An 11,768-nucleotide genomic window follows, 5' to 3' on the forward strand; every position below is an offset into this window, starting at 1 on the left:
GGATGGTATGGAAAATAAACAATAACTGTCAGATTTTTATAGAAAAAACGGATTCCATCGCAGGCCGGCAGAAGGAGATAATTCCACATGTGTCTGCCTATTATGTGGATAAATACACAACTATTTCAGAAAAAGGTGTAAAAACAGGCAGCAACAGGCTGTGTGGCACAGCAAATCAGGAGCTTTTGGCGGGATACATGCTCTACAAATATCTGGGAATATCATCGGATGAACAGCTTGTCAGAAATGAGCATGGTAAGCCGGAAATAGCAGCTGGATATAAGAATGAGAGCGCAGCTTTTTTTAATCTGGCACACAGCGGCCCATATGTGGTGCTTGCAATATCAGACAGACCTGTTGGCGTGGACATAGAGCATACAAAGCGCTTGAGCTACAAAGTGGCAAAGCGTATAATGCGAAAGGAGCAGCTTGACAGACTCGATGGCTTTGAGAATGAATCTGAGGCATTTCAGATTGAGCTTACAAAATACTGGACGCAGTATGAGGCGATAATGAAGCTTGTCGGTACAGGCTTTTCGGGGGAGCTGGATGATGAGACTATGGAGGCTTATGAAAAAAGGGTAGTATTTCGGGAGCTTGAGGATTATTTTATTGCAGTGGTGACGGAGTAGGAAATTGAAAAATTTCCTGGTTTTTGTAAGCATATACGTAACAGACTTTTCTGTTGCGTATTTTTTTGTTGTTTTTTTATCCACATATGTTAGAATATAATCAAAGCAGTTTTTCTATAGCAACCTGTGCGGTCGTTGGCACATTTATTACAGATATGACTATATGCTCTGTAAATATGTGAGGCATAATAAGATGTCGTCCGGCGATAAGGGCGTGCAGGGTCTTCAATACCTTAATTATTTTTCATATTCCCTGAAATTCTTGCTTTTAAATGTTTCATTATTTTATTTAAAGCAGGATAAGAGGGCTTTTACCACACAGATATTTCCTGCTTTTGTGTTTTCAAATGAAGGAGGATTTTATATGAGTGGTAACAGAGAGTACAAAAGTGATGTTTTCAGTATGCTGATGCAGGATAAGGAAAGAGCCTTACAGCTGTATAACGCAATGAATGGGTCTAGCTATGACAATCCGGAGGATGTTGAGATGGTGATTCACGATGGCGGCATTTCACTTTCGGTCAGAAATGATGCATCGTTTATCGTGGATGCGAGATTGAGCATATATGAGCATCAGTCCACAGTTTGTCCTAATATGCCGGTGAGAAGTCTTATTTATTTCAGTGTGATATTGTCAGATATGCTCAGCGACAAGAAAAAAGGAACAAAAAGTGGCAAGAACATCTATGGCAGAAGACTGGTAAAGATACCGACACCACATTTTGTGGTATTTTACAATGGTGAGGAGGAACAGCCGGAGGTTCAGGAGCTTAAGCTGTCCGATGCGTTTGAGAAGCCGACCGATGAGCCGAATCTTGAGCTTAAATGTAAGGTGTACAATATAAACGACGGAAAGAACAAGGCTATTATGGAGTCATGTGGCTGGCTGAATGATTATATGACATTTGTAAATAAGGTCAGAGAGTATCATGCAGACGGGGCATTTGATGATCTTGCTATAGATATTGAGAAGGCTATAGACTATTGTATTGACAATGATATTCTGAAGGAGTTTCTAAAGACTTACAGAAGTGAGGTGACGAAGAGTATGCAGTTAAATTACGAATTTGACAGGCAGCTTGAGCTTGAAAGAGCTGATGCTATCGAGGAAGGCTTAGAACAAGGAATAAAGCAAGGCTTAGAACAGGGCTTAGAACAAGGATTAGAACAAGGATTAGAACAAGGATTAGAACAAGGAATAGAATTGATTAACCAGCTAAATCAGATTTTATTGTCCGAAGGCAAATATGATGAATTGCAGAAAGCTTCAAAGGATAAGGAGTATCAAAAAAGGCTTCTTGCAGAGTATGGACTTCTCAATGAGAAGCAAGGTGAATAAATGAGACAAAAAGAACTTGAAAAATGGTTAAAGATAGTAATAATAGCGGTAGCACTTTGCGGATTAGTGGTCTGTGCGGTTGCCATACCATGGATAGGGCATGTGCTTATTGCGCATAATCCGCAGATTTCTGATATGTATATACCATGGCTGGTACTGTTTATCATCAGTGCAATTCCGTGCTATGTTATATTGTATCTGGGCTGGAGAGTAGCTGTAAATATCGGAAAAGACAGGTCGTTTTCCTTAGAGAATGCAAGACATATAAAGCTGGCATCGAAAATAATTCTGTTTGATGCATTGTATTTTTTTGTTGTGAATGTCTGCATGTGGAGGATATATGTGAATCATCCGGGGGTGATACTGGCTCTTGTGTTCATAGTGTTTGCCTGTGTTGTGGCATCGGTCGTGGCGGCGGTTTTGTCACATCTTGTGGTAAAGGCCGCAGATCTGCAGGAGCAGAGTGATTTGACAATATAGCGTGTGCGCTACAGTTTTATTTGAGCGGGAGAGATACATGGAAGGCGAGATTATTTTTAACATAGACGTAATGCTTGCAAAGAGAAAGATGAGCGTCACGGAGCTGTCGCAGCGTGTGGGAATCACCATTGCAAATATATCAATTTTAAAAAACGGCAAGGCAAAGGCAATCAAGGTATCCACGCTTGCAAAGCTATGTGAAGCACTTGACTGTCAGCCGGGAGATTTGCTTGAATATAGAGATTGCTCTTGCGATAATGGAGAAAATATAGTATCATAAGTGATTGGCGTGCGCCACATTGGGCGTACAAACAGCAACGTATTATGGGAGGCAATTGACAGATGAATAATTATGATGTGATAATCATTGGAGCAGGACCGGGAGGCATCTTCGGAGCATATGAGCTTATCGAGAAGAATCCTGACTGCAAAATAGCGGTTTTTGAGGCAGGACATGAGCTTGCTAAGAGAAAATGTCCTATCGACGGAAAGAAAATAAAGAGCTGTATTTCCTGCAAGAGCTGTTCTATTATGAGCGGTTTTGGCGGAGCAGGTGCTTTTTCAGACGGAAAATATAATATTACAAATGATTTTGGCGGTACCTTGTACGAGCATATCGGCAAGCAGCCGGCCATTGATCTGATGGAATATGTTGACGAGATTAATATGAAGTACGGCGGTGAGGGCACAAAACTTTATTCTACAGCCGGCACAAAGCTCAAAAAGGTCTGCATGCAGAACAAGCTCAAGCTTTTGGATGCATCGGTCAGACATCTCGGAACTGACATAAACTATGTTGTTCTGGAAAGTATGTATGCACATCTGAAGGATAAGGTGGATTTTTATTTCGATACACCTGTTGAGTCGGTAGAGGTGCTGTATGATGAGAATACGGCAGGTGCCGATGCTTGCAGTTCACAAGAGGCTCACACAGACCATGTATCCGGATATGCAGTAAAAACAGCGGATAGCACATATGAGAGCAGATACTGTATCATCTCAGTTGGAAGAAGCGGAAGCAAGTGGATGGAGAAGGTCTGCAATGACCTTGATATCCCAACCAAGTCAAACCGTGTGGATATCGGTGTGCGTGTTGAGCTTCCGGCCCTGATTTTTTCACATCTGACAGATGAGCTGTATGAGAGCAAGATTGTATACAGAACACAGCTTTTTGAGGATAATGTGCGTACCTTCTGCATGAATCCGCATGGCATCGTGGTAAATGAAAATACAAACGGCATCGTAACAGTAAACGGACACAGCTACGAGGGAGCCGACAAGCAGACTGAAAACACGAACTTTGCTCTTCTTGTTGCGAAGCATTTTTCAGAGCCATTCAAGGATAGCAACGGATATGGTGAGAGCATCGCGCGCCTTTCAAATATGCTTGGTGGAGGTGTAATTGTACAGCGCTTTGGTGATCTTGTGAGAGGGCGTCGAAGCAATGAGAAGCGTATTGAGGAAGGACTCGTTACTCCTACACTTTCAGCTACACCGGGAGACTTAAGCCTGGTGCTTCCAAAGAGAATCCTGGACGGAATCATTGAGATGATTTATGCGCTCGACAAGATAGCACCGGGAACTGCAAATGACGATACCTTGCTTTACGGTGTAGAGGTCAAGTTCTACAACATGGAGGTAGAGCTTAACGATAAGCTTGAGAGCAAATATAAGGGGCTTTACATCATCGGAGACGGAAGCGGTGTGACACATTCACTTTCACATGCGTCGGCAAGCGGCGTGTATGTTGCGCGTGAGATTGAGGCAGAGAGATAGTTGCTGTTAAAGATGGTTACTGTTCACACCTAACAGTGTGAACAGTAACTAAAGATGTGCTATATATAAGCAATGCTTGAGGATGTATAGATTTAAAATGATATGTAAGAACATAATATTTCTATAATTGGGAAATATTATCATTATGAACTATTGAAATGCTACATTAGTTAGATTAAACTAACTGTGTAGCATTTTTCTTTATTTATAAATATATGCATATGCGGCAGGCTTTCACATATGTATTTTTATGATTAAAGGGTCAAAAGGTATCATCGATGCATACTTGCATGCAATCCTACAATCATGACATAGAGAAACTGTATTGTAGGATAAAATTGAATCAGAAAAAACATAAGGAGGTTCATAATGAATTATTTAGAAATCGAAAAGGTAGTGGGCAGAGAAATACTTGATTCCAGAGGAAATCCTACAGTTGAGGCAGAGGTTTATCTGGTTGACGGAACTGTTGCAAGAGGCACAGCACCATCAGGAGCTTCAACAGGAGAGTTCGAGGCACTTGAGCTTCGTGACGGAGACAAGAGCAGATATCTGGGCAAGGGTGTTACCGGGGCAGTAGAAAATATAAATACTGTAATCAACGACACATTGACAGGTATGGACGCAAGTGATATCTATGCAATAGATGCGGCTATGATAGAGGCAGATGGCACAAAGGACAAGTCTAAGCTTGGAGCTAATGCCATTCTTGCTGTATCAATTGCGTGTGCGAGGGCGGCAGCCGTATCACTTGATATTCCTCTCTATAGATTTTTAGGTGGTATCTCGGGAAACAGACTTCCTGTACCTATGATGAACATTGTAAACGGTGGATGTCATGCACTCTCATCAGGACTTGATGTGCAGGAGTTTATGATTATGCCGGTAGGTGCGCCTTCCTTCAAGGAGTGTCTCAGATGGTGTGCGGAGGTATTTCATGCACTTGCAGCCATATTAAAGGAGCGCGGTCTTGCCACGTCAGTCGGTGACGAGGGTGGATTTGCACCGGCACTCAAATCTGACGAGGAGGCTATCGAGACAATTCTTGAAGCTGTAAAGAAGGCAGGCTATGAGTCGGGCAAAGATTTCAAGATTGCCATGGATGCCGCATCATCAGAGTGGAAGAGTGAAAAGGGCAAGGGCTTTTACAAGCTGCCAAAGGCCGGCACAGAGTACACCTCAGAGGAGCTTATAGAGCATTGGGCAAAGCTTTGTGACAAATATCCTATTATATCAATCGAGGATGGTCTTGATGAGGAGGACTGGGAAGGCTGGCAGAAGCTTACTGCGCGTCTGGGCGATAGGGTACAGCTTGTGGGAGATGACCTGTTCGTAACAAACACTGAGAGACTTGCAAAGGGAATAAGCCTTGGAGCAGGAAATGCAATCCTGATTAAATTAAACCAGATCGGTTCAGTATCAGAGACTCTTGAGGCTATCAAGATGGCACACAAGGCAGGCTATACAGCAATCAGCTCACACCGCTCAGGTGAGACTGCCGACACAACAATTGCAGACCTTGCGGTGGCACTCAACACATGCCAGATAAAGACAGGTGCACCTTCGCGCTCAGAGCGTGTTGCAAAGTATAACCAGCTTTTAAGAATTGAAGAGGAACTGGGAAAGAGCGCAGTTTATCCGGGAATTAAAGCGTTTAATGTGCAGCAGTAGTTTAAAATAAAACTCTATGACTGCATTAAGTCAATATCCATTAGAGTGTCTTTAGGAGAAAATAAGATAAGTATAGTCGCAGATATCATAATATGGTATCTGCGATTTTTTGTTTTTTATCAGTTTTTAAATATCGTCGAAACATCTCATTTTAGCACATCAATTGTAGTCCTTAATTGTAGCCCTTAATTGTAGCTTACATTTATAACGATTACAACTAATTTATCGAGATACGATAAAAAGTTATTGCAAAACTAAAAACGGTGTAGTACAATTAGCTTGCCGGTAAGTAAAAAATATGAGAAAATAAATACATGATTAAAGGGTCAAAAGGTATCATCGATACATGCATGCAATTCGATGTATTACCGAGAGTAAGGAGGAAGCTATGGACAATAATAATATCGGGGGCATAAATCCCCAACAGTTTTCACAGAACACGCCACAGACTTCACAGCCAAATATGGGAATGTCAGGTATTGAACTGCAGAAGATGCAGCAGGAAGCGGAGCAAAGACGGCGTGAGCAAAGCAGGAAAAACGCGGATTTTTTTGGCAGGCTATGTATACCTACGATAATATATGCGCTGCTGTACACCATTTTCCTGTACGAGAATACAGGTGGAATACTTGTTACGTTGTTTGCAATCGTCACAGGAGTATACAGCCTGTATTGTATGAAGATACTTTATATAGAGGCAAAGCCGCTCACTGTATGGTACAGTGTGATGATGATACTCACAGGCCTATCATCAGGCTTGACCAGTAATAAAATTATACAAGGATTTAATTTTTGCTGGATACTTGTGTTTCTTGTTTTTATGCTGCTTCACAATTTCTGCAATGACAGACAGTGGGGGCTCATAAAGTATATCGCTGCGGCATTTCAGGCAGTGTTTGGAGCGATTGGGTGTATAGCTGAGCCGTTTATGGATATTGCCGACTATATGAGAAATGAGCGCATGGATAGTGACAATATGGGCAGTGAAAGTGTGGTCGGTGACAGTGCAAATGCAACTGCCGGAGAGGTACATGTGAAAAAACACAGAATGCTTTATGTGTTTATCGGAATAGCAATTGCATTTCCTCTGGTTGTGCTGATAGTGGTGCTGCTGTGCTCTGCGGATGCGGTTTTTGCCTCAGTAATAAAGAAAATATTTGCTGATATCAATTTCTTTACAGTGAGCAAGGTTGTATTTCTTTTTGTATTTGCGCTTTTCTCATCGTACTGTGGTATAAAGTATCTGAGCAAGAAGCGTATATCGGATGCACCGGTTGAGACTCCGGCATTTCCGGCTGCAATCGGTATCACTGTAGCTGCAACTATATCAGTGGTATATGTATTTTTCTGTTTTATACAGATTGTGTATCTGTTCGGAGGACTTATGCAGCTTCCAAGTGGCTATACCTACGCCAGGTACGCGAGAGAAGGCTTTTTCCAGCTGCTTTTCGTGTGTATACTGAATGTGGTTATCGTATTGCTCGGAAGTGGATTGTTCAGGAAAAATAAAATATTAAATGCATTTTTAATTTTAATAACTTTATGCACATATATCATGATTGCATCAAGCGCATATCGTATGGGACTATATGTGTCAGAGTACGGGTTGACAGCCACCAGGCTTTGTGTGTTCTGGGCACTTGGAGTGATAGCACTGTTTATGCTGGGAGTGATTTTATCTATATGTAAGCCTGCTTTTTCGCTATTTCGGTACGGAATAATAGTAATCGGGGTATGTTATCTTGTGCTTGCATTTGCAAGGCCTGATTATCTGGTTGCAAGGTACAATACAGTATGTATGGAGGATACAGACTACAAATATCTGATGTCACTTTCCACGGATGCATCCCCGGCGCTGGCAGCAGATGCAGACTTTATGGAAAATAAGGGTATGGTCACCATGTATGCAAGACAGCTGGCAGGTGAGACAAATGACAGCTTAAGACAGCTCAATGTGTCTCATATAAAGGCTGCACATTTATTCAGAGATAGCATAGATGAGGTAAAGAGCTCACAGCTTATCCTTTTATATGTATATTCGCCTTACGATTCGGGCAGCTATAACAACAATGATACCGGTCTTGATGGCGTGGACAGCATACAGATGGGCTATCGTGTGTTAAAGGATACAGAAGATGATGACACAGCCAACTATGATTACGACAGTTATAGCATGGATGATACAAGAGTGGCGGCACCAGTATTTTTCAAATGGGTGGATGCAGTCGAGGTGAAGAAGATTTCCGACAGTGAGCGTATCTTCCTTGCAAAGATTCCAAGAAAGGCATTAAAAGGCAAAGAGGGAGTGAATATTGAATACAGATTTAATAAAAATGGAGATGTTATATATTCATCCCAGTACAATGTGATTCTTGACAAGAAAAAAGGACTCAACGAGGTGGAGATGTCATACTATGCCGGAACAGATGGCGTGGATGTGCCTGAGTACAATATTTATGGAAAGTAATAGTTTAAATTGTATATAATACAAAAACGGACATTGCAGTTTTGCATGTCCGTTTTTTGTATAATAAGTATCTGGTATTATGAACCGGGGAGGTTTACAAAAAGCAGAGTAAAATTTAATCAAGCTTTAATATGAATCCTAATATACGCTTTACAGAGGTCTCCATCTCACTACGAGAGATGGCACCCTTATCATAAGCCTTCTTTACACGATCAGGATATCCATTTCCCATCTTAAGATCATTTCCGGCTTTTGTCTCCTTGTAATGCTCGCCACAGGTCCACCAGTCGGTTGTGACCATTCCTTCATAGCCCCACTCATCACGCAGTATTCCTGTCAAAAGGTCCTCGCTTTCAGAGGCTCTGTAGCCGTTTATCATATTGTAAGAGGACATAATAGCCCATGGATTATCATTCTTTACAATCATCTCAAATGCCTTCAGATAGATTTCTCTGGCAGCTCTTTCTGAAACGCGTGAATCGCTGTTTTTGCGGTTGGTTTCCTTGTTGTTCAAGGCAAAGTGCTTGAGTGTGGCACCGACATTGTTTGACTGGATTCCGCGTACCATGGCACCTGCGAGCTTTCCTGTTACGAATGGATCCTCTGAGTAGTACTCGAAGTTACGTCCGCAGAGAGGACTTCTGTGAATACAGATGGCAGGGGTGAGCCACAGTGCAAGGTTGTTTTCCTTTAATTCTTCACCGCCGGCGCGTCCTACAGCCTCTAAAACATCCGGGTTCCATGTGCATGCAAGCAGTGTGGAGCATGGAAACGCAGTGGTGCATATACCGACCTCAGGTGCTATGCGCACTCCTGCAGGACCATCTGCTGTCATGACAGAAGGAATACCGTATTCAGGCATATTTCCGATACCGAAGGTATTTGCAACACCTGTATTTGGCTGTCCGCCGAGCAGATGAATGAGTTCATCGATGGAAAGCTCTGATACAAATTCATCAAGCGTGATACGTCCTTCCACAACATCCATGATGTCGTGACTGCCGTTTCTTGCCATGCCATCGGCAAAGCGGAAGTATGGGATGGCTCTCTGACAGGGAGCAACAGCCTCTGTCAGGGAAGGGTCAATGTTGCCAATAGCTGAGTAGTCGGTGTCCACAGGCTCACTTTGAGGCAGAGCTTCATAGCTTCCGTCAGCGAGCATTCTCTTTGGCAGACTTGTAGGAACCAGCTTTGCTGAAAGCTGCTCAGTAATTACATCACGATTTAATATATATGAGTAATCAGCTTTTGTCACGTCACGGACGCTCGTTCCAACGTATATATCATATGAACCGGCTTCAAGTACATATGCAGATTTTTTGACCTTTCCAAGGTCATCATATGATGCCATATCGTTTATTTCCCATGTGAGGATCATAAGCTGTGATTCACCCGGCTGCAGTTCTCTTGTCTTTTCAAAGGCTACGAGCTCCTTTGCAGGCTTGCCAAGCTTTCCTTGTGGTTTAGCGATGTATACCTGAACAACCTCTTTTCCGGAGAATTTACCTGTATTTGTCACACGGACTTTTGCATAAAGCTTATTGGCCTCAGACGTACAGTTGGAATTCACAATGCCGGCAGAAACGGTCTCCACATCAAATGTGGTGTATGAGAGTCCATAGCCAAATGGGTATACAACCTTCTCGGCAGCTCCCGGAATTGTCTCGAAATAGCGGTATCCGACATATATATCATCGGTATAGTCCACATAGTCTCTTGACTCGTGGAAATTGTAAGTAGACGGATAGTCGTCGAGTGATTTGGCAAATGTATCGACAGTTTTTCCGGAAGGATTGCCATCTCCTACGAGAAGCTCAGCGGCAGCGAGACCGCCTTCCATGCCACCCTGTAAGGCAAGCAGTGCTGATTGAATCTGATTATCATAAGCAAACCAAGATGTATCAACCATTCCACCGACATTTAAAATCACGATTACATTTTTGAAACTGGCTTTTACAGTGTCAATCATCTCCTTTTCTTTTACGGAGAGACAGAAATCACCATCCTTAAAAAGCTCTGCCGACTTCTCGGTCATCTCGCGTTCGTAGTCCCAGAGAGCCTTGTTGTTTGGGTCAATAACACTCTTTCTGTCCCAGCCTTCTCCGGAGTAGCGGCAGATTGAGATGATAGCAGTGTCGGTATATGCCTGTGCCTTGCTTAAAAGCTCAGCCGGTACATCCGGCTCTATAGTCATGCCGGGTACAGCACCGGCTGCATACTGCTTTTTAATGTCGTTGCGGTAGTAATCGCACAGCTCCTCAAATATGCTTATTTTCTCTTTTTGAAGCTTAAGTCCTTCGTAGAGATTGCGGATATATGCAACGGTTACATCACCGCTTCCGCCACCGCCCTTTACATAGTCGAAAGTACCCTTTCCAAACAGGGCTACCTTAGAACCCGCTGCAAGAGGGAGTACGTTGTTTTCGTTTTTGAGAAGTACCATGCCTTCCTTGGCAGCTTCCTTTGAAAGCTCTATGTGAGCCTTGCTTCCTGTAACTCTTTCACCATTTGCCCCAAGTGGAAGATTAGGAGTGAATTTGAATCGTGACCATTTGTTCATAGCAGATTACCTTTCTTATATTTTTATTATTTAAAGAGCTTCCCATACATTAATATGTCGGGAGCTTGTTCTTTTCGTATAAGATGATTGTAAATTATAAAAGCGATATATACAATTGTGATACTGACATTATTTTAGGTCGATATTGACTTTTTGCGTGAGAGGAGTATATTTTGAAGGTAGAATTTCAAACTATGAATATTGTTTTTTCGGAACAATTGGATATGCTCAGGCTAATATAGCATTAAATATGAAGTTTGATTTAGTAAGTCAGGGAGAAAATTATGCAGCAATACACACACGAAAACGTCAGATCAATACCACATCTTCCAATCTACTGCGACAGATACGAGGACTACAGGCAGTTTTCACCGAGGCACTGGCATGACCATATAGAGATAATCTATGTAGTTTCCGGCTCACTGCAGGTTGACTGCGGTGAAAATGAATATACATTGCAAGAAAATGAATTTTTTGTCATAAACTCAAATAAGATACATGGCACGCAAAGCTATGAAAGAGTCAAGGTGCTTCTGGTGCAGATACCGTATGTATATCTGGACAGCTACATATACGATTACGGACATATAAGGTTCCGGGAGTGCTATGAGACCGAGCATGGCAGCAGAAAATATGAGCAGATGAAGTCTCTTCTTAAGTCGATAGCGCATATATACCGGAAAAAGGGCAAGGGCTATGAGCTTCGGCTTATGGCAAAAGTGAACGAATTCTTATATCCTAATCTCCCGAAAAAATTATACACATGTCATATCGAATGTGTTCTAAAACCCGCATAAATACTGGATTTTTTTGTATTTCTCTTTACAAAATAGTGTATAAAAT

Annotated in this window: 9 protein-coding genes; 8 read left to right on the forward strand and 1 reads right to left on the reverse strand. The window is 42.2% G+C overall.

Going from position 1 to position 11,768, the window contains the following annotated elements; all coding sequences use genetic code 11:
• Positions 1–2: 2 nt before the first annotated feature.
• From ACTQ1L_RS07060 to ACTQ1L_RS07090, 7 genes are all read left to right on the forward strand, one after another.
• Positions 3–632, forward strand: a complete 630-nt coding sequence (locus ACTQ1L_RS07060; protein ID WP_441366230.1) for a 4'-phosphopantetheinyl transferase family protein — start codon at positions 3–5, stop codon at positions 630–632.
• Between the two features lie 364 nt (positions 633–996).
• On the forward strand, positions 997–1,971 hold the full coding sequence (locus ACTQ1L_RS07065; RefSeq protein ID WP_441366232.1) for a hypothetical protein: 975 nt from the start codon (positions 997–999) through the stop codon (positions 1,969–1,971).
• Complete coding sequence (locus ACTQ1L_RS07070; protein WP_321110994.1) at positions 1,972–2,451, forward strand: DUF2975 domain-containing protein; 480 nt, start codon at positions 1,972–1,974, stop codon at positions 2,449–2,451.
• A 37-nt stretch (positions 2,452–2,488) separates the two neighbouring features.
• Positions 2,489–2,731, forward strand: coding sequence for a helix-turn-helix domain-containing protein (locus ACTQ1L_RS07075; protein ID WP_441366234.1), 243 nt, complete (start codon positions 2,489–2,491; stop codon positions 2,729–2,731).
• 62 nt (positions 2,732–2,793) lie between these two features.
• Positions 2,794–4,227, forward strand: a complete 1,434-nt coding sequence (locus ACTQ1L_RS07080; RefSeq protein WP_441366235.1) for an NAD(P)/FAD-dependent oxidoreductase — start codon at positions 2,794–2,796, stop codon at positions 4,225–4,227.
• 369 nt (positions 4,228–4,596) lie between these two features.
• Positions 4,597–5,898, forward strand: coding sequence for a phosphopyruvate hydratase (gene eno / locus ACTQ1L_RS07085; protein ID WP_441366237.1), 1,302 nt, complete (start codon positions 4,597–4,599; stop codon positions 5,896–5,898).
• Between the two features lie 388 nt (positions 5,899–6,286).
• Complete coding sequence (locus ACTQ1L_RS07090) at positions 6,287–8,365, forward strand: DUF4153 domain-containing protein (RefSeq protein WP_441366239.1); 2,079 nt, start codon at positions 6,287–6,289, stop codon at positions 8,363–8,365.
• A 115-nt stretch (positions 8,366–8,480) separates the two neighbouring features.
• On the opposite strand, the gene ACTQ1L_RS07095 is transcribed toward ACTQ1L_RS07090, so the two are convergent.
• A complete protein-coding gene (locus ACTQ1L_RS07095) occupies positions 8,481–10,925 on the reverse strand; it encodes a glycoside hydrolase family 3 C-terminal domain-containing protein (protein ID WP_441366241.1) in 2,445 nt (814 codons plus the stop codon).
• Between the two features lie 284 nt (positions 10,926–11,209).
• On the opposite strand from ACTQ1L_RS07095, the gene ACTQ1L_RS07100 reads away from it, so the two are divergent.
• Positions 11,210–11,722 carry an AraC family ligand binding domain-containing protein gene (locus ACTQ1L_RS07100; protein WP_441366242.1) on the forward strand — a complete coding sequence of 171 codons (513 nt, stop codon included), beginning with the start codon at positions 11,210–11,212 and terminating at the stop codon, positions 11,720–11,722.
• Positions 11,723–11,768 lie beyond the last annotated feature (46 nt).

This window comes from Agathobacter sp. LCP21S3_B2 (assembly GCF_052118705.1).
Classification (GTDB): domain Bacteria; phylum Bacillota; class Clostridia; order Lachnospirales; family Lachnospiraceae; genus Roseburia.

Excerpts from the sequence above, each read along its gene's own strand:
- ACTQ1L_RS07060 (WP_441366230.1), top strand. The coding sequence starts at position 3 with ATGGTATGGAAAATAAACAATAACTGTCAGATTTTTATAGAAAAAACG.
- ACTQ1L_RS07065 (WP_441366232.1), top strand. The coding sequence starts at position 997 with ATGAGTGGTAACAGAGAGTACAAAAGTGATGTTTTCAGTATGCTGATG.
- ACTQ1L_RS07070 (WP_321110994.1), top strand. The coding sequence starts at position 1,972 with ATGAGACAAAAAGAACTTGAAAAATGGTTAAAGATAGTAATAATAGCG.
- ACTQ1L_RS07075 (WP_441366234.1), top strand. The coding sequence starts at position 2,489 with ATGGAAGGCGAGATTATTTTTAACATAGACGTAATGCTTGCAAAGAGA.
- ACTQ1L_RS07080 (WP_441366235.1), top strand. The coding sequence starts at position 2,794 with ATGAATAATTATGATGTGATAATCATTGGAGCAGGACCGGGAGGCATC.
- eno (WP_441366237.1), top strand. The coding sequence starts at position 4,597 with ATGAATTATTTAGAAATCGAAAAGGTAGTGGGCAGAGAAATACTTGAT.
- ACTQ1L_RS07090 (WP_441366239.1), top strand. The coding sequence starts at position 6,287 with ATGGACAATAATAATATCGGGGGCATAAATCCCCAACAGTTTTCACAG.
- ACTQ1L_RS07095 (WP_441366241.1), bottom strand. The coding sequence starts at position 10,925 with ATGAACAAATGGTCACGATTCAAATTCACTCCTAATCTTCCACTTGGG.
- ACTQ1L_RS07100 (WP_441366242.1), top strand. The coding sequence starts at position 11,210 with ATGCAGCAATACACACACGAAAACGTCAGATCAATACCACATCTTCCA.